The following is a 25829-nucleotide window of genomic DNA, read 5'->3' on the forward strand; positions in this document are numbered from 1 at the left end:
CCATGACTGATCGCAAGCCATTGTCGAAATTGTCCTTCCACTCCGGGGACAAACAAATGCGGCAGACAGACCACCCAATGGCTGCATTGGATGCTGAAGAAATCGCATTTCAGTCTGAGTCGATTTTGTCGCCTGCCGAGTGCTCCAGTTCGCAGGTTGTAGAGGTGCTCTTTCAGCAGTCGTTTCTGAAGGTGGTTGACACGTCGACCACCTTCCCAACGATTATTACCGACGAACTTGACCGAGTGGTCTGGCTGAATCGCGCGTTTGAGGAGCTTTGCGGCTGGGAGGCTTCGGATCTGCTTGGGCACCCGATCTGGTATCGGCTGCATGGCCCGGCAACGGATTTGGCCGCTGTTGCGGCAATTCGACAGAAGGCAGAACATCGCCTTCCGGTCAACGAAGAAGTGTTGAACTACCGAAAAAATGGGGAACCATACTGGGTGGCGATAGATTCGAAGCCCGTGTTCGACCCTTCGAATCGATTTGTTGGCTATCTGTCAATTCAAACAGACATCACTGTGCGGCGCAGGGCAGAGTCAAAGCTGTCTGTCGACCATCTGCTGCTGCAGTCAATCAGTGATGTTCAATCCAGGTTCATTGACAGCGATCATGATGACAACGCTTTCAGGACGCTTCTGGAGCATCTTCTGGAGCATCTGCTGGGACTGACTCAAAGCCAGCACGGATTCATTGCAGAATTGAACCGAGCGGATGAATCGGGACATCACCAACTGGAAATCGCCGCATCAGGAGCAGCTGCTGACGCAGGAACGCATCCGAATTCCGGAGACGGGAACATCTGGCCGTTCGGTAACGTGTCGGCAGTTTTTGATTGCTGCATAAGAAACCGCGAAGCCTGCTTCTGGAATGTCGCCCCGCCGGATTTCCCGAAGCCCCAACAGGATCAGGTCAGTGCCGGGCTCTTGACCTACGCTGGCATTCCTGTCTGGACAGGAGGCGAGGTAAAGGGGCTGTTGGGCCTGGCGAATCGAATCGAAGGCTACGATGCGGAAATCGTCGACTTTATTGAACCTCTACTGAAAACGATTGCTCAGTTGATCGACGCTCGCCGCCGCCGCCGCGAACAGGAAGCGCTGGAGGCGTCATTAAGAGAAGCCAAGGCGTTTCTCGCATTAACAGGTCGTGTTGCCGGGGTCGGAGGCTGGCAGCTGAATCTGGATTCCGGTTTTCTTGAATGGACCGAACAGACTCGGCGCATACATGAAGTCGACGAGGACTATGTTCCGACATTGTCCACCGCAATTGACTTCTACACGGTCGAGGCAAGGGGGCAAATCGCGTCCGCTGTGGAAATGCTGCAGGTAACAGGCACTCCATTTTGTCTGGAGTTGCCGTTAGTCACAGCGAAAGGAAGACGCATCTGGGTGCGAGCTCAGGGGGAACGTGAAGATCATGAAGGCAAGCCGTATCGTCTGTACGGCACCTTCCAGGAAGTGACGAAAATCATCTGGGCGGAAAGGTTCATTAAATGCAAGAATCGTATTCTTGAGCTCATTATCTCCGGGCAGCCATCTCAGGGGATCCTTGAAGAAATTTCAAAGACAATCCACGAGCAATTGCTCGCACGCTGGGTGATGGTTCTGACTCGAAACTCGGTAACAAACAGATTGATTGTCACCAGTAGTTTCGGGTGGCCGGACGGACTTGCCGAGACACTGAACGATGTGCCGGCAAACTGCGACAACAGGATATGGGGCGACGTCTTTGTCAACGGTCGCCGAAGTGCGGCAGACGGCATTGAAGGCGACCCTCTCTGGGGACCAATGGCTGCTTATCTACGAGACAACAACATCTCGCACAGCCTGTCGCTGCCTGTGTCTGCCACGAACGCTCCGACAGATTGCTGTTTCACAATCTGCAGCACTCACTCGCTGTTGGCTGGTAAATTCGACCATGAATTGCTGAACGAACTGATTCAGCTGGCCACGATTGCGGTTTCAGCGGCAGCGGAAAATGAAAAACTATTGAACAGTGAGAGCCGATTGAGGGAAGCGAGTCGGCGAGCGGGACTTGGCTATTGGCTGCTGGACGTAAAGACGGGAAAGGTGGAGTGGTCCGAAGAAATCTATCGCATGTTACGACGTGATGATTCATTTCAACCCACGCTTGAACGATTCATCGAAGAACTCGCCCACCCTGAAGACAGGAATTTGATCACCGAGACCTATCTGAAAGTATGTCAGACCCCGGGCCTGACCTGCGAGATCGATATCCGAACAAATCCTGCCGACGGCCCCGTCAAATGGCTCGCAATTGAAGGGGTCGCATCCACCGATTTCGACGGCAAAGTTGTTTACGTGAGAGGCACAATCCTCGATATCACCGAACGAGTTGCTGCGTCCAATGAAAAAACTGCACTCCAGGCGCAGTTGCTGCACGCCCAGAAAATGGAATCTGTTGGTCGTCTTGCAGGAGGAGTTGCCCATGACTTTAACAACATGCTTGCTGTCATGCTTGGTCATTGCGAAATGCTGCTGCTTCGTGACAGCCTTTCAGTCGAATTACGCGAACACCTGAACGCAATTCAGTCGGCCGGACAGCGTTCCGCCGATCTGACACGACAACTACTGACCTTTGCCAGAAGGCAAAATGCATCGCCCAGAGTTCTGAAACTTAATCAGTCCGTGACATCCATTCTGCAAATGCTGAAGCGACTTCTTCCGGACGGCATCCTCTTGTCCTGGCAGCCGTCGCCCGGGCTTTGGGATATTCATATCGACCCCGTTCAGATCGATCAGGTCCTCAGCAATTTGCTTGTCAATTCAAGGGATGCGATTGACGGCAACGGGACGATTGCCATTGCGACGCAGAACTGCGTTGTCCGTGAACCCAGAGTGCTGCAGAACGGTGCCCTACTGAATCCCGGGGAATGGGTGCTGTTATCCGTCAGTGACGATGGATGCGGAATCGATGAAGAAGGTATGCAAAGACTGTTCGAACCGTTTTATACGACAAAACCACTCGGCGAAGGAACCGGACTTGGTTTGGCAACTGTCTTCGGGATTGTGCAGCAGAATGAAGGAGTCATTGAAGCGATCAGTGACCAGAAAACGGGGACTTCCATCAGGGTGTTTTTCCCGCGCTGTCAGGGTACAGCGATCAGAGAAACGCCTCCGCAGGAATCTTTGCCAGCGAAGCAGATCAAAGGAATTGTTCTGCTGGTGGAAGATGAGCAGGCTGTGCTGCAAATCGGACGCATATTTCTTCAACAACTGGGATACACCGTGCTCACCGCTTCTCGACCAACAGAAGCAATCCGGCGATTCGAAATGTATGAGGGAGAAATCCGACTTGTCATTACTGACATGATGATGCCGGAAATGAGCGGCAGGCAACTGATCTCAAGTCTGCGAAGATTTCGCTCGGATCTTCCCTGCCTGCTCATGTCCGGCTACCTGCCTGACTTACCACCCGGCAGCGAATTTCTACACGACGATATCCCCGTAATTCCAAAACCATTTGAGATTCAGACCCTGGCCGCGGCCATTCGGCTTGCACTGAACCGGGCAGAATCAAGCGGTCCAGGGTAAACGCACCTTGATGAGAATTCGTGACCGGCGTTGACCTTCACATTGCATAGACTTGTGTATTGCATAGACCTGTGTATGGTGCAGCTGTGGGGCCGAAGGCTGCTTCGCTTCGTTCGGATAGCAGAAGTCCGTGCACCCTTTGTCATCGAGCGGATGCTCTTTCTCAGCCCTCGACGACAAGATCAGCGTGCCGCTGTTCTATTGTTATCCAACGCGAATCACTCTCCAAGCGTACGTTCTCTGAGCCTTCAATCATCGAAGGCAATTCTCGAATGCAGCTTTTGCCAGCCAGGAGACCTTGAAACACGATGGTTTCCAGTCGTCCTGCGTGCCTGTCCCGGTTTTTCTACGGACAGCTAAGTCTGAGGCTTATCTTCCGGTACTGAGTCTGAAGCGGCCGTTTGAATATCGATGACAGGCCTGGCCGTTCGAGCGGCAATTGCAGCTTCAAGTCCCGCTGGTAAGGATCGGATGTGGAGATCGCGTTGTGGGAACGCCATCTCAATGTCCGCAGCGCGGTACGCACGATCGATATCCACGTGCAGCTGAGAAATCACAGCTAATCGCTGGTCGAGGTTTGGGAGAAAACACCGCAGTACCAGATTCAGACAGCTGTCGCCAAACCCCTCAAATGCAACCACGGGGGGAGGGTCACTCAAAATCAAGGGATGGTCTTCTGCGACTTTCAGCAACAAAGCAAGTGCCTGCTCAGTGTCGCTTCCGTAGGCAATACCCACGTTAATCACAATGCGGTTGGTCTTGTCCGACAAAGTCCAGTTCAGCAGTTTTCCTGTAACGAACTCGCGGTTGGGAACGATGTATTCTTTGCGGTCCCAGTCTGTAATTGTCGTCGCTCGAATATGAATTCGAGTGACGCATCCACTGACTCCGTCAATCGTCACAACGTCGCCAATTCGAACGGGGCGTTCGAAGAGGATAATCAACCCCGACACGAAGTTGGCGAAAATCTCCTGAAGGCCAAAGCCAAGACCAACCGTCAACGCTGCAACCAACCACTGCACGCTTCCCCAGCTGACTCCGATTGTGTTGCTGGCAAAGATGATCCCGGACAGCATGATGATATAACGGCAAAGCGTTGTGATTGCATGCCGGCCACCCTGGTCAATTGGAAGTCGCTGCAGTACAGCCAGTTCCAGCAGCCCTGGCACGTTCCGTCCTGCGACGACGGCACCAATCAGGGCGATCACGGCGAGCAGCATGTGTCCAAGAGTAATGCTCTCGACACGGGATATTTCCTGAACGGTTGGTGTGGAAACACCGTCGTCGATTGTTTCGCTGAATTCCACAACCACCTGCCACAGCTCGAAGCGGCTGAAGACCTGAAGGGCGGGCAGAACCTGTCCCCAGATGGCCCAGGACGATCCGAAGAAAATAACGATCAGCGTGGCTCGCACAAGGCGAAGCATTTGCTGATTGACGGTGCTGAGGTCGATGTGGGGTTCTTCAATGGGCGGCAGCGTTGTACCGGCACTGTTTTCGGATTCGCTCTCCCGAGCGGCAATGGCAGCGGCTCGTTTGGCTTTGGCCTGTTTCATCGCGAGATCTCTACGAGCCGCCAGCATCCACTGCATCATCATGGTGTATATTATCAGCAGAACAATCGAAAGCCCGATCGTCATCTGCAGACGCATCATTAATTCTTCGGCCGTGTACTGGTAGCCCATGAGGGCCAGAACAGCCAGACAAAGCGGTGCGCCGATGGCGACCGGGTACCATAACCACCGAAGCCGGTACATGAGTGAACCAGGTCGCGAACGCAGCAAGTCTCCAATCACAGACCCGTTTGGATTGACAAGCCGTCGAAGGATTGTAGCCAGCAGGAGGGAATACAAAACAAATGCAAGGCGGCCGACCGAATCTGAAGCGGTCCCCTGATCGACCTTGTCGGATGCCACAACAATAAACGCAAGCGGCAATGCTCCTGCGATATAAAGCAGTAAATTGCGTTTCAGGCTCTGAACAATCGATTCGGGCCATTCCAGAAACGATTGTGCGACACCGTTCTGCCGACAAAGTCCCCGAAACGAGTTCACGTTCCAGAGCCACCGGGCGGCAAACTGAAAGGCGTCCGACATCGCCGAAGCCAGATCCAGATCGCATTTGCCCAGCCGCCAGCCGATGAACCAGAGAATCACGGACCAGACGGATGCCATGATGATTGTTAATAGTGTCGCAAGCAGCGTCTGAGGAATGCCGGAGCCGGTCTGCTTCTGGGCTGTCACGCCCAGCGTTGCGATCGTGGATTTCATCCGCCGTCGAAATCCCACCAGAACCCCCAGCACGGCCAGCAGCAAGGCGTATTCGATCCATGATTCCTGAGCGTCGCTGATGATAAACATTATCAGCGGCACCCACTCGGGATGCCAGATGAAGCTGCGTGCTGTCTCGATTGTTTTCGCCGGGAAACCGATACCCACTGCGCTGGCACTTCGTATCCAGAGAACTCGTTCGTCGATGTAAGCTTCAAACTGCTGAATTAATGATTCAAGGCGGCGACATGCGACGTCCGTTTCACCCAGCGTCTGCAGCCCCGTGGAGTAGTCCGCAAGCAGATCATCCAGATATTTACGACGATCGGTCAGCAATTCATACGCCATCTGACGCAGGTCTTCACTGGCGAAACCATCGGTGGAAACCTGTTGCTGTTCGATTGTCCCGGCGAGATTGGTTTGATCTGCCAAAACAGCGCTCACTTGTGTTTCAATATCTCCCAGATCGTTTCGTTCGTCCGTCAGCTGCATTTGTTCGGTTTGCAGCCGAACGAGATCCTCTTCGGCTTCAAGCCGTATGTCGTAGTAGTCATCAGCGTCAGGCAGCTGATTTCTCTGATTACGCAGCAAGACCCCGAGCGCCGTGGTTAGTCGAACGCGGTTCTTCTTATTGACGTTTTCAAATTGCTCCTCGACGGAGGTCAGCTTGCCGGAGATGGCAGTCAGGTCGGTCGATTTTTCTGTCAGGAATTCCTGCAGTGCACGCCGACGTGCAACCAGTTCTGCATTCCGTTCGGCCAGGCTCCGTAATCGAGGATGGGCATTCTGAAGTTTCTCACGTGCTTCTCGCGCCTGCCGGGCGGTCTCTTCACGACGGGCCTCTGTCAGGATTGCCTTCCAGCTCTCAAGCCGCTTCTCGTAGGCATTCCGGTTGCGAAGCAACAGGTCTCTTTGCAGTGGAAACAGTTCATTCAGGGCTTCGTATCGCATTTGTTCGACACGATATTGTTCCAGTTGTGACTTCAACAGCATCACCATCGCTTCCTGCTGAGTCTGTCGGGACTGAGTCAGGACCGGATTTTCACCTTCCGGAGCGGGGCTGCGAAATGCTTTCTCTGCTTCCTCCAGGGACTTGCGGGTTGATTCGATCAGAGCGGGCATCTGAGGTCGCCGTTCGGCGCGGATCTTCGCCTTCGTTTCCCACTCTTCCAGCCCTCGTCTGGCTTCGGAAGCCAATTCTTCATCAGCCAGACGCAACTGGTCGAGTTCGGCTACGCTGGAATCGGGAGGGAAATCAGGCTCCGGTCGGATCGCTGGCTGTTCCAGCTGAGCTTTGACGTCTGCGATGAGCGCAGGTCCGGTCTCTTTCTGGTTTTTCTGTTCGGCATAACGCTTGTCGGCGTCGGCTTTCTGGGACAGTAGTTCAATGGCCTGCTGATAATTCTTCAGGGCCTGTAATTTCACTTCTTCAGAAAGATCCGTGCGTTGCTCCATCGCAGTACGGCGACTGGCTACAACTTCTGCCGTTAGCGGCGGCGTCACCTGAATCTCCGGCGTTGTATCGCCCGTCGTAACGGGAGACGGCGTTTGACCTGTTGCTGGAGCCTGTGGCGGGTCAGCAGCCCGACCGGGAGTTGTTGGCGATGGAACCGGTCGCAGGACCTCGTCCGGCTGAGCCTGTCCGGATCGCTCCTGAGTCCCCCGGCCTTCATCCGCCTGTCGCCTGGCAGCCACGCGATTGCCGGGTCTCTCCGTCTGACCCTCTGCCGGAACTCGTCTTGGCGAAGGAGGGGGCGTGTTCAGCAACATCACATTTCCGGGAGGCTGGTCAACCGTCTCCGTGGGAGCCTTTGAATCGGGCGGTGACGCCAGCTGCGACCCCGGCTCCGCCTGAATGCTCAATAAGATCAGAGACACTCTTTGGATAGACTGCCCTGCTTCGGGGTTGCCTCCCAGAAGTCGGAAGTCTCCGAAACTATCCGAAGACGCCTTATCCGTATCAAAAGGATTCCCGGCGAGGTTTTTCCGGAATGAAAACTCCGATCCGGAATCCGCATCAGCCAGCGACGTCTGGTCGCTCGCGGCCTCAACGGGAATGTTCCACCGCAATTGTGGGGTGGAATCATCGGCAGTCAGCGGGCTGGAAGGAAAACCGACCAGAAGCATTCCAACAATGCCTGTGGCGCAGCGAATCGCCAGAATTCCCATCGTCCGATGAATGCTTCCTGCTGTGCCTGCGCATGGCTGGCTGAAAACGTCCGGTGTTTTATGCCTGTGAATCATGATAAACGATGTCTACGATGTCTGGCTGTTTGTTACAACAGGGCTTTCAATACGGTGTACCAGTTTAAGACGACGCACCCTGGCCCAATTGGTTCGAATGGCGGCTACCGGCAGATGTTGCCGCCTGCTCAGGTGGCAGGGGCTTCGCAGGTGAGTCAAAACAGTGACCGTCGGCGTGATCAACGTTCACCACCCGGCAGTTTCCAAATCCACGGATGAGTGACTATGAAATCCATTCTGATGCTAGGCGTTGCGGTGGTTATGACAAGCATCGCCCTGACGTCGACCTGCTCCGTCCGCGCTGACGAGACCTCCGAAGTCGCCGCGGCGGTACGTGTTTCTGCAACGGACGGCTCAGCCGCTGATCCTCGAACAGAATTCGGGAGACCAGTTTCCTCTGGGCTCGCGTTCACCCTGAAAACCGTGGACGGCGAAAGTGTTTCCGTGCAGCCGTCGTCGGATTCAGAATTTACCGTCGTTTGCTTTCTGGGCACTGAGTGTCCGTTGGCGAAGCTCTATACCGGGCGTTTGAATAGTCTGGCGGCAACTTATGCTGCGAAGGGAGTTCGCATTGTTGGGGTCATCAGCAATCGGCAGGACTCGGCAGCTGATATTCGCGCGTATCTGATGGAACACTCGCTGAGCTTCCCGCTCGTTCGTGATATCAACAACCTTGTTGCGGATGCGTACGAAGCCAAACGAACTCCGGAAGTCTATCTCCTGAATTCCAGCCTTGAAATCCTTTATCGGGGACGTGTCGATGACCAGTACGAACCGGGAGTGAGTCGCAACGCGCCTACTCGTCTGGATCTGCAGGAGGCACTTGATGAAGCCATCGCACGCAAGCCGGTCAGCGTTCCGCAAACCGAAGTGTCCGGATGTCTGATTGGTCGCGTACGAACAATGACGCTGCCTCCGGTGGTATCGGAACACTCTGTCACGTTCTGTAATCAGGTGATTCGAGTCTTCGAACAGCACTGCATTGAGTGTCATCGCAGTGGAGAAATCGGGCCGTTCTCACTGGATAATTACGAGGATGCTGTTGGCTGGGCCGAAACGTCACTTGAGGTCATCGACAACGGGCGGATGCCTCCGTGGAACGCTGACCCGGAGATTGGACATTTCGCAAATGCTCGCCATATGCCGGAACGCGATCGGCAGGTGTTACGAGACTGGATCGCACAGGGGATGCCAGAGGGGGACCAGGCGGATATGCCCCAGCGGCAGCAACGAGAATCCGGATGGCAATTGGATGATAAACCTGATTTCGAAGTCGCCATGCGAAATCGCCCTTATTCTGTCGCAGCAGAAGGAACAATTGAGTACCAGTATTTTGTTGTTGACCCCGGATTTGAAGAAGACAAGTGGGTGACTGCCGCTCAGATCATTCCCGGGAATCGATCCGTCGTGCATCACGCAATTGTGTTCATTCGCCCGCCGGACGGCAGCGAATTCCGGGGCATTGGCTGGTTGACGGCCTATGTGCCGGGACAGCGTCTGGTTGACATGCCACCCGGATTCGCCCGCCGAATTCCAGCGGGATCAAAACTCGTCTTCCAGATGCACTATACCGCTAATGGATCTCCACAAGAGGATCTGACGAAGCTGGCGATTCAGTTTTGCGATGCTTCCAGGGTTACGCATCAACTGATCACCCTGATCGGTATTGATCAGGAGTTCGAGATTCCTCCTCGTGCCGCAAATCACAAAGTCACTGGCAAAGTGCGGTGGATGCCAAAACAGGGCCAACTGATTGCTGTCGCACCTCATATGCATGTCCGGGGCAAGAGTTTCGTCCTCACAGCTGAACGGAATGGAATTCGTGAACCATTGCTGAGCGTTCCGGAGTATGACTTTAACTGGCAACATAACTACGTCCTTCAGCCACCTCTTCCAATTGAAGATCTTGATGGCATTCACTTTGAAGCAACTTTCGACAACTCGGCCCAAAATCCATTCAATCCGGACCCGGACGAATGGGTGAACTGGGGAGACCAGACCTGGGAAGAAATGGCGGTGGTGTTTCTGGAAGTCGCTGAACCGATTGCACCCAGGGCATCCGGCAGCGAAGAAGAAACCAGAGTCACTGGAACAGAACGCAAGCCGTCAATGCCTGAATCGTCTGGGAACGAGCCTGAACAGCGGCATGAGGAACGGGTCCGGAAGTTCGTGGATGACTTCTTCGCCCGCCTGGACGCTAACAACGATGGAGTCGTTGATCGCAAAGAAGCTCCAATCGCCCTGCGCAATCAGTTCTGGCGATTTGATCTGGATGGTGACCAGCGTGCCACCAGAGAGGAATTGCGAGAACTTGCAGACAAGAAACTGTAACGCACGTCGTACCGTCAGGCTCTGTTTCAACTGCATGGATGGACACGCTTGAATAGCCCGGAGAGCGACATAACAATGCATTGCACATCGAGTTGGTGGCCATGCCACACCCACTACAAATGTCGCTCTCTCCTGCCGGATGATTGCGGTCGTAATGCTTTGACCAACGGATCGGAGATTCTCGCATGCGAAATGGCAGTTTCTGTCTGCTCATTAGTCTTCTGTTAACGGGGCCCGTGCGCGGGGAAAGCTCAGGTATCCCCGCATTTCTTCAGCCCGGGCAGGACTATGTGATGAAGTTTGCAGGGCCGTCACCATTTGAAAAGTCGGTTCGTATTTCCGTGGGGACCGACCAGGCTGAGCGAAACGGCGGTCGTCGTACGAAGCAACTGGCCATTGAGGTGTTCACCATCGTGTCCAGGGCTGGTGGCTCATGGGTTCTTGTCGAGCATCCGAAAGAGATCGATGATGCAACGAAGTGGAATGCCAAACGGGTCGCAATGGCATCGCTGACTCCGCAGTCGATCGCCGCGCTGCAGTCTACCGAGGACGGGAGGGCCCGTCTTGAACAGTTACGGGCTCGTGCATCTGTCGAGATCGAAACGAGCAGAACCTGGGTGAATGTTGACCACGTCGTAACGATCCGGAAAGTGCCAATCGAACCATCTCAAAGCGACTCTCCCGGCCTGAAGGATGGCTCGCAGTAACGAATCACATAGCAATAGGATGCACTGGAGATGTGCAGCGCCATCGCAACGGTTGCTGTGGTCACGACGTCTTCTGGTGTTTGTCAGGCCTCTGTTTCTCGTTGCCTGTTAGCTCGTCTACTGTTAGCTTGCCGATCAGTGGGCGAATACTGTTCTGTATGGATTTGCACTTGTTGACGATGCCTTGAGTCAAACTCGGGTTCTGTCTGCTGAAGTGTCCCTGGACTGCTGACTCCGGGCTCGCACTTCGCACTCATGCGAAGCTCGCAAAGTGTATCTGATTCCGTCGCGTTTACCGGCCCCTTCAACCAAGCCTTCCGTATGCCCATATCAGTTACTTGTGGCCAATGCACCAGGACTCTTCGTATCCGCGACGACCTGGCTGGCAAGCGATTCAAATGCAATAGTTGCGGCCACATTCTCAGAGCGCCAGCTAACTCCGCAAATCCTTCCCGGCGTCGAAGAGAGCCCTCGCAACCGTTAAAGCACAGGGCTCCGCGCCGAGAACCCGCGCCAGACCCATACGACGATCAAATTCTCAATGAATTCAGTAGCTACGACTACGACGAGTACTCAGAATCCGAATCGCCAACGAACCCCAAAAAACGCAAGCGTTCATTGCGCGAGTCCCATCCTGCAGCTTTTCAGGAGTTCGATAGCCATGCCGTCGAAATTACGGGCTTTTTTATGGGTTTGGCGGTCATAGTTGCAGGACTCGGCAGCGCCATTTATTTCATGGACAAAGCCCCCTCTGATCCCGATCGGCACCGTCAGATTTTCACCGGATTGCTCGGGTGTTCCGGCATCCTGTTCTTAATGGGGCTGCTGGCAATTACAAAGCAGCTGATCCTGATTCAAATTCTTCGCCCTCTGAATTTCTTTCTCGCATTCGCTTCTGGATTTCTGGCCTTTGTGTTGGGTAATTTCTTATTGTTTATTCTGCCAGTTGCGTTTGTTGTCGTGTCGACTCGTCTGAATAAAGCCGTCGAGGCGTATCCCGGAAAATAGAGGCTTTCTCTGGTCTTCGGATCTATTTCGCCAAAAAGGTTCACCTAACGTTGATACGCACGTAAGTTGTATGCGCTGCGGTTCTGAAGCTGGTGCGCTGCAGACGACAACGCGGTGATGCGGTACGCTGTTGGGCATTCGGAGCCGTTTCGACAACAGATGCACCGGAGCACGGAATCCGGGCCCCGGCGACTTGCACTTGCCGTGCCATGTCAAGCCACCGCCGGGCACCATCAAATAGAAATGCGGATTGGCGTGCCCCATTTTGGCCACTGAGCGTCACTCCTTCTCAGGCCACTGCTGTTTGCCAATTCCTCCATCTCACTCGGAGAGGTCCTAAGACCTGCACCCATGACGAGTTCGTTCAAATTGACACCCCCTCAGGCATGTTGATACCGTGATACCCGTGTACTTCGGAGTTTGCCGTTAGATGCCGTGCCGACACCTACACTCCTCAGCCAAAGAGGGTTCAGATGAATCTGCCTGATGGTTTGCGCGATTCCTTACCCGCAGACGAGTTTGCTGCCGTCTTGCGTTGGTGGAATTCACTGACGGCTGCGCAACAATGCGACGTGAGTGCCATTGCAGATGTCGAGCCGGATGGATTTTTACCACTGCCGACAACAGAAGAAACCGACACCGACGACGAGCTTTATCCATTTTACGAGTATCTGACGAACCACGAATTGCGTGTCGTTAACTTTGTCGCTGATGAGCAGGCACAATCGGCGCATCGCATTGTATCATCGTATATTGCTTCGCTGGGGGCTGACTACCGGCACGGACAGTCGGGTACAGTAAGATGACACTCAATGAAGATCGACGAACCATCACATGCACGGGAGCTGTAGACTGGCTCCCGCCCGCACCGCCCTCGACCTCCGCGACTCCGTTGCTGCCGCCTGGCTGCGTCCCCACCTGGAGTCCCTGGCCGACCCTCACGGCACCCGCACCGCCGTTCCCGTCCCGGAAAAGTTCGCCGACATCCTCAACGAAGCCTGGGCCATCGCTCGCTAAAGTCGGTCGTCCACTGAAACCATGCCGACTGCAGACAATCTGCCTACCTGCGACTGTTTTGAACCCGCTGACAAGGTCGGGTGCATAAAACTACCGTGGACACGGCGTGGATTCCGGCATACGCTTGATGCTTGTATTATGATCGAGTCATTCTGGTTGACTGTGATGGAGTTTTGCTGATGGCGTTACCCGAGTTCTTCATCAATCGCCGTCGGATGCTGCAGGTGGTTTCCGGCGGAGTCGCGGCGTGCAGTCTGCCTATGGCGGTTGATCAGACAGTTGATGCAAATGAATCAGGTTCTCGCAAAAGTGCTGGGCAGCGAGCGAAGTCCGTTTTAATCGTGATGCTCAGCGGCGGGCCAAGTCAGCTGGACATGTGGGATCCGAAGCCGAATGCTCCCGCAGAAATTCGGGGGGAGTTTTCCGCGATCGATACTGCCATTCCCGGCGTCTCCATTGGTGAACACATGCCGCGACTGGCTGTTCAGATGGATCGATGGAGCGTCCTTCGCACGATGGCTCACGTGGAGCACAATCACCTGCTGGCAACTCACGTGGCTTTAACCGGTCGACCCACACCGCTTCCGCGCGGCGGAAGTGATCTGGATCGCGTGGAGTCGCGGAACGACTTTCCGAACTTCGCTGCGGCGCTCGATTTTATTCGGCCGCGAACAGACGGTATTCCAACGGGCGTTTCCCTGCCGAATTACATGATCGAAGGTCCGCTCACCTGGCCCGGACAGCATGCCGGATTTCTGGGGGCGAGGCATGATCCGTGGCAGATCAATCATGATCCAAACGCGGCCGATTTTAAGGTGGATTCGCTCACGCTGCCAGGCGACGTGACATCCGGTCGAATTGGTTCGCGGCAGCAGTTGCTCGATCGACTAAATCGAGATCGTTCAGTGCTGGCCGGTGACAATCGATTGAATGCGTTCGCTGAACAGCAGGACGTGGCATTCTCTTTATTAACGTCGGCAAGGATTGCCAATGCGTTTGAAATCCAAAATGAGTCTGATGCGGACCGTGACCGCTACGGTCGCAATAAGTTCGGTCAGTCGTTGTTGCTATCCAGACGTTTGGTGGAAGCCGGTGTCCCTATCGTGCAGGCGACGATGGGCATCGTTCAAACATGGGATACTCACGTTGATAACTGGGGTCGATTGAAGAACACACTTCTGCCCCAGCTGGATCAGGGTCTGGCAGCTCTGATGGATGATCTCAGCGGAACCGGGCTGCTGGATCAGACGCTGGTGATCGTGATGGGAGAGTTCGGTCGAACGCCAAGAATCTCCACGCTGCCGGGGCAGAGCATTCCCGGTCGCGACCACTGGGCGCATGCGTATTCGGGACTGTTTGCCGGGGCGGGAGTGCGCGGCGGCCAGGCAATCGGCGAAACGGACGAGCATGCGGCCTATCCGGTGACGCGCGGCTGGAGCCCCGCTGACGTCTGTACGACGATCTTTGAATCGCTGGGTGTTCCGCACAGCGCTGTTGTAATGGACCCGCTGCAGCGGCCCAATTACCTGCTCAATGGCGAGGTGATTAGCCCCCTCTATTCGGCGTAGGGGCCACTTCAAATTGCGAAGATCATCACGGCCCTCGTCTTGTTGAATCCCTCAACCAACAGTTTCCGGAGAATTGCAGACCATGGCTCATGCCACATTAGTCAATCTCCTCCAGATCGAGTTCATACTCAGCTGGTGTGTGCCCTGATTGGATTCAGAAATCCGCGGGAATTTCAGGCCGCAAAAAGAATCGCAGTGATGGCTTCCGGACTGACACCCCGAGTGTATAGACTCAGCTTCCGCTAATCGGGCAGTTGCAGTCCAGCTGCGACAAAATGAATTGTACAACAATTGATCGCACCGGTGTTTGTTTCGATTCCGAAGTCTGCAGATTGGGTCGCAGGGTCCCAGGAGAATTGAATGCGTCTACCAGCTATCAGCGGAATCATCGACCGACGCATTCTTGCAAACTATCGCGTTGATCCTGCCTGTATGTCAGCTGCGTTGCCTGCGCCGTTTCGGCCGAAAATCGTCAATGGATACGCGATCGGTGGGATCTGCCTGATTCGCCTGAAACGCGTTCGACCGAAACTGCTCCCTATTCCGTGGGGAATTGGTTCGGAGAATGCGGCGCATCGAATTGCGGTTGAATGGGAGTCGAGCGGTCAAACAATGCAGGGTGTTTACATTCCTCGACGCGATACCAACTCAATGCTGAATTCCCTGGCCGGTGGAAGAATCTTTCCCGGAGTGCATCACCGTGCAAAATTCACCGTGGTTGAAAAAGACCATGACTATTCTGTGACGATGGCAAGTGACGATGGAGTCGCCAGGGTGCATGTTGCCGGTTCCGTCACGTCGAAGTTCGCGGACTCTTCCGTTTTTGCTTCTCTCAAGTCTGCCGCTGACTTCTTTGAGCTGGGAGCACTTGGATACTCGGACACCAATACCATCGGCAAATTTGATGGCATCGAATTGCAATGCGAGAATTGGCAGGTTGAATCACTGAACATTGACAGAATTCAATCCAGCTACTTCGAGGATCAGTCGCGATTCCCACGTGGCTCGGTTGAATTTGACTGCGCGCTGCTCATGCGGGATATTGCTCACGAATGGCATGGTCGCCCCGATCTGTGCTGTACAGAGAAGACCGGGGGTTAACTTAACTGTTCGTTGACGAACCCGGACAGGCACGCTGGACGGCTGTAGAGAGTCGTGTTTTCAGGTCTTTTGCCCGAGCCAGTCCCGTTTTTCGACAGGCATGCATCGGAGTTGCTGTACACCGGAGTTTCTGTGCGGCCGAACCGGAAATCAACGTCGCTGGCCCCAAATCCGGTGATTGTAGTTGTTATGTCACGAGGGGATATGGTTTCATCCGCCATGACTGACGATTCGCCACATAAGAGACCGGCTACACAGGATTCTGGTAAGAGTCAGCCTGCAACCTTGATTCGTCTGGCCATTCTATGCCATCTCGCCGCGGTCGTGATCTTCCTGATGTTCACTTTGGCAGACCGAGGCCTTCTCGTGTCGCACTCGTTATCTCGATTCTTTCTGGATTACTGTGGTTTCCTGTTCGTCCTGTCCGCCATTGCATCGTGGGTGTGTCCGATCGTCGTTTCAGCACAGTTGTTCCGTGCGAACCTTACCGCGACTGTTCGTTTCAATTCTTTCGTTGCTGAGGCTGCACTGTTTATTGCCCAGTTCATAGTGCTATTGCCGGCGTGCATGTAATCGGAAGATGGGCCGCTAGCTGTCCGTTGAAAAACCGGGAAAGGCACGCAGGACGACTGGAAACCGTCTTGTTTTCAGGTCTCCTGCTCGAGCCAGTTCCGTTTTTCAACAGGCTGCTCGGCTCGAGATCGGAGGCCATGGCGATTTTTCGTCGCTGGGATTGGTAGACTTCGTCAGTCATGGATAAACCAGATGAGTGACGTCCGAAGCGTAGTCGCCCGGCGAGAGAGCAATCGTTATGGCCCGGACAATGTCACCGCTCTGCATCCGTTGACGATCATGGTGGACGTGGATGCTGCAACAAATCTGAAAATCAACTCGGCGGGTCCAATCCGGTCAGGTGTAAACTAATCGAATGTGAAGATCATGGACGAGTTGGAGAAACTACGGATCGATCGGACTTCCTGGGCGAGCGTTGCTTTTGCCGCCTCCAGCACAGACGAGCGAGGAACGTTCGACAACAATGAACGAGCCCGACTGAAAGTGCTTCTTGCGCTTCAGCACGACCGTCGCGAATCGGATGTTGACCTGCTCCGGTATCTGTTTACGAACGAGATTATCGCGGCGGAAAACGATAGCTTTCATGGAAGCGGACATGCGCTGACATTGGCGGCGTTCCTTCTGGCGCGGTTTCGCGATGTAAGCGATACTCCATTGTTCGCTCGCGCAAAGTTGGCGAACTTCGATACCGTCTGCGGTTTCCCTTTGGAATTCATGCTCTTTGCAGGCGGAGACGAAACAGCCGACTATCTTCAGGCGAATCGTCCGGAACTCTGGATCCGATTGCAGTCGTTTGATTTCACCGTTGGCCGCGACGAGCTTGAAGTATGGTGGCAGACGATGATTGAGAATTACCCGGATTCCGAGGAAGATGAACAATTGCTTGCACTCTACGAAAGAGCCCTTGCGTATGACGACCGGGACCGTGCACAACGCTGTCTTGAATTGTGGGATGTACAGGAACCCGATTCAGGTGCGAAATGGCAGCAATTGAAATTTGAGTATGCTCGAATCGGCGAATTCGGAATGGCGGCACAAATTGCAACCCGCATCCTGGATCATAGCGACAATTCCTGGGACAGAGCTTCCGCTTTGTGCGACCTGGTGAGCCTGTACCGACAAGCTGGTGAATTCTCCCTGTCATTGAATAACGCGGAGCAGTTGGATGCGACTCTGGCCACCTTTGAAGACTGGGTAGGAGTTGGCCTTGGCCGAATGGTGGTTCATGAGGTATTCGAGTTGTCGATTTCGCATCCTGATGCAGCCGACGCGTCTCGCGCTTTCTGGCTGGCTGACCGCTGGTTTCAGCGAAGTCGCAATCTTGCCCTCGTTGGCCTGGAGGCGGGGGCAACGGCAGCGCGCCGTTGTGGCCTCGCTGAAAAGGCCAGGGAATACGAGAACATTGCAGCGATAGAACGAAAACGAATCGATGAAATGATGAGCTGACTGGCGGTGGAAAGAACGACGGCAAAGGTAACTCGACGTCTTCACCTCACCTCACTGTCCGTTGAAGAATCAGGACAGGCACGCTGGACGGCTGCAAAAACGTCGTGTTTTCATGTCTTCCGCTCGAGCCAGTCCCGTGTTTCAACAGGCTTCTAAGCTAAGAAGGAATCTTCGAATCTTCAGCTCAGGCTGCATCTCTGACGATTTCGTCAACCAGTTTTCGTCGCCGTGTCCTCTTGCGTGCTTTGTGCAGATCTTTGTCTTCGGCTCCACTGGTTTCGGTGAAGAATGAGCCTGCAAGTAATCGGTAGAAGAACAACAGGGTGAATGCTCCAAACACCGCGGCGAAGAAACCCTTGCCGCTGATGGGATCAATTGACGCGTCACGGAAGAAAAACAGGACCGTGCCACAGCCGATGACACTGCCTCCAATCCCCATCAGCATCGTCGCGACTGCGCCGCCGGGATCGCGTCCAGGCATGACGGCCTTCGCAGCTAACCCCGTGAGCGTCCCAAAGCCCACCCAACGAAGCAGTTCGTTCAGGCTTGAACGAATGATCTCCATCATATCGACTTCGGACATAGATTTGGCTCCGAGTACATCCATGAGACGACGCTGGCGGTTCGGCGAATCCAGCCAGTTCGGGTGTCGGCTTGCCGGGGATTGCCTGTTTTTCTTTGCGCGCAACAGGAACCCTGAACGGAATTCTGGTCCCCTACCAAGGTGTCGGCATTTTCGGTTCTATGATTTGAGCCGGTTCTGGCGATCCCATCGAACCGACAGTAAGTCCCGCGTGTCGAGAATTCAGGCTTCTCATTCCTGCGCTGGCTTGCGAAAATGCGGTTGTCGGCGACGACTCATTGAAGTCCGTTCGGCTTCGGATGACAGAAGAACACATTTGTAAAGGCACTATCTTGGGCGATCCCAAACGAGAAGAATTGAGCGTTTCGAGCCAGAAGGCCATCCTGGTCGGAGTTTTCTCGCCCGATGAAGGCTTCACTCGGGAGGACGCTCTTGAAGAGCTTCGCGGTCTCGTCAAGACCGCGGGCGTTGAGGTCGTAGGGGAAATGGTGCAGATGCGCGATACTCCTCATACCTCACATTGTGTCGGCACAGGGAAACTGGAGGAGCTGAAGCAACTGGTTGAAGCCACGGATGCTCAGGTTGTGATCTTCGACAACAACCTGACTCCGTCTCAGGGCCGTGCCCTTGAGCAGGCGCTGGAAAAACCAATTGTTGACCGCAGTGAAGTGATCCTGGACATTTTTGCAACCCATGCGCAAACGCACGAAGCGATGCTGCAGGTCGAACTTGCTCAACTGATGTACTTTCGCACTCGCCTGAAACGCATGTGGACTCACCTTGAACGCATTGGCGGCGGTGGCACTGGTGGTCTTGGCGCGGGCCGTGGTCCGGGCGAAAAGCAGCTGGAAACAGACCGTCGACTGGTCGATAAACGAATCTCAGAACTGAAACGTAAGTTGAGAGAGGTTGAGCAGCGCAGGGAGCGAACTGTCTCATTGCGCCGCGATCTGCCGACGGTCTCGCTGGTGGGGTATACCAATGCTGGCAAGAGTACACTGATGCGGCAGCTGACGGGCGCGGATGTCCTTGTTGAAGACAAGTTGTTCGCAACGCTGGATACCCGAACCCGACGTTGGAGCCTGCCTGGCTTCGGGGAAGTGTTGCTTAGCGATACGGTTGGTTTCGTTCGCAATCTGCCACACCATCTTGTCGCATCGTTCCGATCAACTTTGGAAGAGGCTCGCCATACGGACCTATTGCTGCATATCGTGGATGCAAGTAACCCGGAGGCGGAACGGCAAATTCACACCGTTTATCAGGTGCTGAAAGAGATCGGGATTGAATGTTCGAATGTCTTGCTGGTATTAAACAAGGTGGATCGAATCGAAGATCAATCGCTTGTGGATGTGCTGCGTCGGCACTACGTCGATACGGTTACAATCAGCGCTGCGACGGGGGCTGGCACGGACCGACTGGCTGCGGTTGTCGCGGAACGGCTTTCCGGGGGATTTTGCACCGTCAGTTTTGAAACGGGTAGCGGTAACGGGAAACTCTTCGCGTGGCTGTCGCAGCACGCAACAGAAAGTACCCGCACATACACGGATGAATCGGCTGCACGCGTAAAAATTGAATGTCAGATTCCTCGACCATTCGTCAGAGTGATGCCCAAAAACGATGTGGAACAACTGGTGATCGATGGTGAAGCTGTCATCGAAGTTGCTGCAGACGAATTCGAGGAATTCCTCAGGCAGCGTAACGCTCACGCCGAGGCCGCTGTCGTGTCAAGCGACCCTCTGACTTCATCCGGTGAAGAACATTAATCGCGAAGTCGACTGCCCGTGAGATTCAGAAACAGCCGTTCCAGATTCGGTTCCAGTGTTCGGATGGACCGCACAGTGACAGAATGATCGGCAAGGCTTTTCAGCAGGTTTGTGACCTCCGTGTGGAGCGCAGTTTCTGAAAATGTATCAGATGTCCGCACTCTTAAGATGGCGTCAGAACCGTCGATTCCGGTTTCGGCAATGACATTCGACGCCAGCCCGAGCTCATCGGGTATGATGGGTTGGGTGAGCCGGAGTTCAACTTCAAACGGGATCTGCAGCAGCAGTCTGTCGATGGTGTCGCACGCCAGAAGTTTGCCGTGGTCGATGATTGCTGCCCGTGCGCAAACGGCCTCAACTTCTTCCATGTAGTGACTGGCGTAGATGACCGCAGTTCCGTTCTGTTGCAGATGTCGTACGCAATCCAGCAGATGAGCACGGCTCTGCGGGTCCACACCCACAGTTGGCTCATCGAGTACCAGAAGCATTGGACGATGCATAATGGCAGCGGCAAAGTTCAGGCGTCTTTTCATACCTCCGGAAAACGTTCCGGCATAATCGTCGGCACGACCTGTGAGTCCCACTCGTTCTAAAGCTTCGTCCACACGTTCGCGCAGAGTTTCACCGCGAAGCCCATACAGCTGTGCGAAGAACGAGAGATTCTCACGCGCGGTCAGGTCGGAATAGATGGCAAGATCCTGCGGTACGACTCCCAGTGGTCTGCGTGATTCCAGATCATTGCGAAGCATCTGACGGTTGTTAAGCGTGACGGTCCCGGAATCGGCATCGAGGACGCCTGCAATCATCATCATTGTCGTTGACTTACCGGCTCCATTGGGGCCGAGCAATCCGAACGCTTCACCCGCGTTGACGCTGAAAGAGAGCCCATCAACGACTCTGCGATCGCCATAGGTCTTGTGAAGTTGATGCACTTCGAGAAGAGACGGCATTAGTAATTGGTGACCTGAAAGGGGGAAGACCGGAAGAAACCGTTCGGAAGGGCGAAGCCAACCAGCACCAGTCACCTGGCCCGCTGGCGGCGTGTCGATTGCTTCGCCCTTCCGAACTTATCTGACTATTTCTTCTTCAATGTCTGCATGAATTCCACGAGGTCGGCCAGTTCCTGAGCAGAGATAATCTTCTGCAAATCGGAGGGCATTAGCGAGGATTTTTGCTTCACTAACTCTTCAATTTCTGAACGTTTGAATGTTCTGATAATCGCATCATCCCCCTTAATGCTGATCGAGTTATCAGTAGTGCTCGTCAATAATCCCGAAACCGTGGTGCCGGATGTCAACACAGCAGTCCAGGCTTCGTAGTTGTGGCTGATGCCGGCACTTGGAAACAGGACGGATTCGAACATCGCCTCGCGGCTGAGTTTGCTGCCAATTTCCGAGAGATTCGGGCCGATCTCACGTCCCATTCCATCCACAACATGGCATTTGTGGCAAGTGCCAGTGGTAAAGAACACCAGTCGGCCGTTCTGTGCGTCCCCACGCATCTGAATGAGCTCGCTGACAGGTGGAGTTGGTTTATCATCTTTTGATGGTGGTAATGGAAACAATCGTTGAGCCTGCTCCCGCGCGTTTCGAGATGGTGACGCATGCAACGCTGCGGCTATGGCTTGTGTCAATTCCGGATCGATGGTGTCTTCTTCAACAGACTTGACGAGTTCCATCGCCGCGTTGTTCACCTTTGCCGCGGCGCGAACGCACGCACGACGCACCTCAATGTTGACCTGATCGTTTCTGATGACGGCAAGCAAAGGTCCGCTGATGGCTCCACTTTGCGTATTACCCATGGCTTCTGCTGTTGCGATTGCTGCTTCGGTGTTTTCACCTCGCAGTGCCTCATTGATGAGCTGCCATTGTTTCAGACTCAGCAGGGCGGAGATGGCTTCCACGCCGATCTGTTCCGCAGGATGTCGTCGAGCCAGTTGAAGCAATTCCGCGTAATGTTGCTGACTTTGAAATCTTTCCACGAGTCGAACAAATTGTGAGGTACCGATGGTCTGTTTCAACACAGTTGCTAACGCGGATTTTGCATCGCTCGATTCTGCATCGGTGCCTGACAATCGAGCTAATGACTCTGCAATGATCATTTCGGACGTCGTTGGCGGGTAAGACCGGATCCTGTCTGGCTGAAGGAGCTTCAGACAGAGCCCCGAAACGACTTCACGGCTGTCGAAATCGAGTGAACGAAAGTATCGCAATAAGTTTTCGTGAGCGGTGTCGAGGGAATCCCGCTTTGCAAGATCGGTGATGGCAGCCATCTTCAGGCCGGCAGCGACCTTACCTCTGCCACGCCAGACGAGGTCAAGAAATACTTCGGAAGGGGCTGACTTCTGAAGTGACGGCAACGCAGAATTCCATTCCTGCTCTGTTGTCAAAGAAATGCCAAGAGATTCGAGGTACCAACGGTCCGTTCCATCGTAGCCGCCAGCGAGTGCCACCCACAGCTTCGTCTTCTCTGGCGAGCTTTTCTCGTTGCGAAGAGCAACCGCACATTCTCTTCGTACCTGCGCCGATGAGTCGTCAGCGAGTTTTGCAATCAGAGGCAAAACGGGCATGCCCGTTCGGCGGGCGAGTCGAAGGCCGACGATACGAATGTCGCTCTCGTCGTCGGCGATGGCAAGGTCGACGTACTTTTGGGTGCGGTCAGCAATTTGACCAAGGAGCCACAATGCTCTGGCTCGGAACCGAGTGTTGGGATCGGACTGGAACATTTTCAGCAATGTTGATTCAGCTGCGACACCAGATTCCTTTAGTTTTGTGAATGCCAAAAATCGAGTCGCAACATTGGGGCTCTTCAACGCCCGAGCGGCACCCTCGACTGTGCTGAAGTCATGCTTTGGAACGGAGTAGGGCTGCCCGGGAAGTGAGACACGGAACAGTCGACCGCGAGTCACATCGCCCTGTCGATGGCCACCGACACCGGGATCATACCAATCGGCTACGATCAGGCTGCCATCAGGAGCGACGCAAACGTCAGACGGCCGGAACCACTGATCCCGAGTCCCGACGAGAATATCATTGACGCTGGCCGAGTACCCGGCACCATTGCTGTTTACCGAATAGCTGCGGACGACATTTGGACCAGCGTCGCAATGGATGAGCTGGTTGATGAATCGTTCGGGGAGTCTGTCGCCTTCATAACAAATCATGCCGGTCGGTGATCCTGCTCCGGTTTGCAACAGGTTCGGTACGACACCCGGATCATTCAGGTGCCAGTGTTGAAGTGGAATTTCCTTCTCCAGATTGGTTCGAGCTTCACGCCAGCCGGCGCCTGAGATCTCATCCTTGTATCCGTAGTTGCCGTACTCCATCACGTAGTTGATTCGAACTCCTTTGTTGCCGTCATCGTCATTGTCCGACTGCCAGACTGTTCCAAAACTGTCGACACAGAGTTCCCAGTTATTTCGAAAATTCCATCCCAGAGTGTCGACTTTGCTGCCGTCCGGTTCGCAGCGAAACGCCATACCTTCCTGATAGGGATGGCGATGAGCGATGACTTCATTGCCAGCGATATCAACAACAAGAGAACCATCCGGATTGTGGAGTTCATTGCCACTGTTACCAAAGTTGAAATACAACCGCCCATCCGGTCCAAATGTGAAACTATGGATGCCGTGATCGTGCTGCGTGCCCTTGATGCCCGTAAACAGAATTTCCTTGCGGTCGCACTTTTGGTCACCGTCGTCATCGTAAAAACAAAAGACACTGTCCCCGGCAGAAACGATCACTTTGTCGCCGAGCACACATACTCCATGCGCGGAATCAATATCACGCCCCTGGTAAAATGTGGTTTCTTTATCTGCGACACCATCTCCATCGGTGTCTTCCAGAATCAGAATTCGATCGCCTTCTGCACGTCCGGGATTACTCTTGTTGGCAAACTGTCGGTAGTTCACCACTTCGCAGACCCAGACTCTCCCAAGGTGATCAATGTCGATATTCGAAGGGCTTAACAACATCGGTTCTGCAGCAAACAGACTCGCCTCAACGCCGTTGGCCACATCTATGCCGGCAAGGGCAGTCGCTGGATCGCGTCCGTCTCCACTCGCCTGTACACGCGTCGGTGGAGCGGACGTGTAGACAAGAAACTTCACGCTGCTGGCCGTCCCACCGGATTGGTCTGTCCCGCCATTGTCGAGGCCGCAGGTTGCGGTGAATCTGGTATATCCCTCTGGTAATACGAAATGAATCACAGAATTGGCGTGTGTCCCGATTCCGTATTTGACAGGCTTGCCGTCGATCCTCAGCGATGTCCCACCCGCATTCAGGTTGATTGCCGGAATTCCCCAATCACTTGAAGCTGTCTTCCACTTCAGATCGGTCAGTTTCAGATCCCCAGTCGGGCCGCTGAGCTTCGGTTCGGCCCAGTCCGCCCAGTCGCAGGTGAAGCCATCACCTCCATCTGACACCACAAGATACAGGTCCGTTGCTCCTGAAATGTCAGCTTCGACAGGAACGGCGTGGCTCGCGGTAGCTCTCGTGATCACTGCGGTCTCAGCCACTGGCTTCTCCTGAGCACGCGATACCCCAATCAGGCAAACTGCGGAAAGGAAAACAAGCGATATACGTCGACGCTGGAACTTCACAGTGACGGCTCCTGGCGATAATTGGAGATTCTGAAATGGAACGGAAGTGACAGGACAGCGGCAGATGATCACAAAATTGACCATCAGATTCCAGCAACTATGCAGCAATTGCCGCTCGGCAACTGAGTCCCATTCGGATCAGCCCTGAGGGCGATTGCGACTGATCCGACTGAAATCGCCGGTTCTTCCGGGGCCAATTTTTCATTGGCAGTTTCGCGTTCCATTCGACAAATACCGTCCGTGGTTTTTCACAGCAGATCAGATGGAATCGAGCGGCGTCGCATGGGTATCCATGTGCGATCGATCGTTTGGTCACTCGTTTGGGGCCTTCTCCGTACGGCCTGTCGAACAGCGGAACTCCATTCGTGGCAGGGAAACCAGATGGCCTGATCTGCCTGTTATTTTGCAAGCTTCAGGAAGTTAATATTAGCCGTGGAAGCCAAGTCGAGTTCCGGGCGTTACACACGAGCTCACAGATTGACTTGGATGGCGAGGCTGTCCGTCGTGTAAACAGCCGTGGATAAAATAAGCCCAACCGTGATTGGTTGGGCTTATTTTGTTCTGTCTTTGGTGAATGAATTTCATTCAGTCGGTGAGTTCGAAATCCAGTTTGTTTTCTCCGTCGCTGTTGACCATTACGACGAGGCCTGATGTTTCAGGCTTTGCATATTTGTCTGGAATTTCGTTTTTGAGTTCGGGCATTTTCTCGCCTTCATTCAGTCCGGGTGGAACGTACTCAGGCGATTCGGTGTCGGCTTCCACTGCGACTGACTCTTGTGGCGGCTGGTATTTTGTAATGCTGACGGAGTGTTTTCCTTCGACAGCACCATCATTGGATCCGAATGTTGTGAGCTTGTAGTTGCCCTGATCGTCAGTTCGTCCAAAGGCAGCCCTTTCCTGTCCATCCGCGTCGAATTTGATATCGGCGCCGGCGACCGGTGCTCCTTTGTAGGTGATTTTTCCTGAGACCGGATAGACAGGCGGTCGGTTTGTCGGTTGCTGACTACCGCATCCAGCCAGCAGCACCATTGCGATGGCAAATCCACAGAAGAGTTTCATAACTG

Annotated in this window: 15 protein-coding genes; 10 read left to right on the forward strand and 5 right to left on the reverse strand. The window is 54.2% G+C overall.

The window, feature by feature from the left end; genetic code table 11:
- Positions 1-2 precede the first annotated feature (2 nt).
- Positions 3-3554 carry a PAS domain S-box protein gene (locus tag R3C20_17215; GenBank protein ID MEZ6042246.1) on the forward strand — a complete coding sequence of 1184 codons (3552 nt, stop codon included), beginning with the start codon at positions 3-5 and terminating at the stop codon, positions 3552-3554.
- 356 nt (positions 3555-3910) lie between these two features.
- On the opposite strand, the gene R3C20_17220 is transcribed toward R3C20_17215, so the two are convergent.
- Complete coding sequence (locus tag R3C20_17220) at positions 3911-8068, reverse strand: mechanosensitive ion channel (GenBank protein ID MEZ6042247.1); 4158 nt, start codon at positions 8066-8068, stop codon at positions 3911-3913.
- Positions 8069-8293: 225 nt separating this feature from the next.
- On the opposite strand from R3C20_17220, the gene R3C20_17225 reads away from it, so the two are divergent.
- From R3C20_17225 to R3C20_17260, 8 genes are all read left to right on the forward strand, one after another.
- Positions 8294-10399, forward strand: a complete 2106-nt coding sequence (locus R3C20_17225) for a redoxin domain-containing protein (GenBank protein ID MEZ6042248.1) — start codon at positions 8294-8296, stop codon at positions 10397-10399.
- 185 nt (positions 10400-10584) lie between these two features.
- Positions 10585-11106, forward strand: coding sequence for a hypothetical protein (locus R3C20_17230; protein MEZ6042249.1), 522 nt, complete (start codon positions 10585-10587; stop codon positions 11104-11106).
- Between the two features lie 618 nt (positions 11107-11724).
- Entirely contained in the window at positions 11725-12114 is a 390-nt protein-coding gene (locus R3C20_17235) for a hypothetical protein (GenBank protein ID MEZ6042250.1), read from the forward strand.
- A gap of 473 nt (positions 12115-12587) precedes the next feature.
- Positions 12588-12920, forward strand: coding sequence for a hypothetical protein (locus R3C20_17240; GenBank protein ID MEZ6042251.1), 333 nt, complete (start codon positions 12588-12590; stop codon positions 12918-12920).
- Between the two features lie 390 nt (positions 12921-13310).
- Positions 13311-14699: a DUF1501 domain-containing protein gene (locus R3C20_17245; protein MEZ6042252.1), complete on the forward strand. Its 1389-nt coding sequence runs from the start codon at positions 13311-13313 to the stop codon at positions 14697-14699.
- A 360-nt stretch (positions 14700-15059) separates the two neighbouring features.
- On the forward strand, positions 15060-15800 hold the full coding sequence (locus R3C20_17250; GenBank protein MEZ6042253.1) for a DUF2071 domain-containing protein: 741 nt from the start codon (positions 15060-15062) through the stop codon (positions 15798-15800).
- 765 nt (positions 15801-16565) lie between these two features.
- Entirely contained in the window at positions 16566-16724 is a 159-nt protein-coding gene (locus R3C20_17255; GenBank protein ID MEZ6042254.1) for a hypothetical protein, read from the forward strand.
- Positions 16725-16739: 15 nt separating this feature from the next.
- Positions 16740-17819, forward strand: coding sequence for a hypothetical protein (locus R3C20_17260; GenBank protein MEZ6042255.1), 1080 nt, complete (start codon positions 16740-16742; stop codon positions 17817-17819).
- A 184-nt stretch (positions 17820-18003) separates the two neighbouring features.
- On the opposite strand, the gene R3C20_17265 is transcribed toward R3C20_17260, so the two are convergent.
- The gene (locus tag R3C20_17265) at positions 18004-18402 is read right to left on the reverse strand and encodes a GlsB/YeaQ/YmgE family stress response membrane protein (GenBank protein MEZ6042256.1); all 399 of its coding nucleotides are present in this window, start codon (positions 18400-18402) and stop codon (positions 18004-18006) included.
- 332 nt (positions 18403-18734) lie between these two features.
- Here R3C20_17265 and hflX point away from each other — a divergent pair, with 332 nt between their 5' ends.
- The gene (gene hflX, locus R3C20_17270; protein MEZ6042257.1) at positions 18735-20165 is read left to right on the forward strand and encodes a GTPase HflX; all 1431 of its coding nucleotides are present in this window, start codon (positions 18735-18737) and stop codon (positions 20163-20165) included.
- On the opposite strand, the gene R3C20_17275 is transcribed toward hflX, so the two are convergent.
- From R3C20_17275 to R3C20_17285, 3 genes are all read right to left on the reverse strand, one after another.
- Positions 20162-21115, reverse strand: a complete 954-nt coding sequence (locus tag R3C20_17275; GenBank protein ID MEZ6042258.1) for an ABC transporter ATP-binding protein — start codon at positions 21113-21115, stop codon at positions 20162-20164. The genes hflX and R3C20_17275 overlap by 4 nt on opposite strands.
- A gap of 125 nt (positions 21116-21240) precedes the next feature.
- The gene (locus R3C20_17280; protein ID MEZ6042259.1) at positions 21241-24681 is read right to left on the reverse strand and encodes an NPCBM/NEW2 domain-containing protein; all 3441 of its coding nucleotides are present in this window, start codon (positions 24679-24681) and stop codon (positions 21241-21243) included.
- 669 nt (positions 24682-25350) lie between these two features.
- Positions 25351-25824: a hypothetical protein gene (locus R3C20_17285; protein ID MEZ6042260.1), complete on the reverse strand. Its 474-nt coding sequence runs from the start codon at positions 25822-25824 to the stop codon at positions 25351-25353.
- Positions 25825-25829 lie beyond the last annotated feature (5 nt).

It is taken from the genome of Planctomycetaceae bacterium, assembly GCA_041398825.1.
Taxonomy (GTDB): Bacteria; Planctomycetota; Planctomycetia; order Planctomycetales; family Planctomycetaceae; genus F1-80-MAGs062.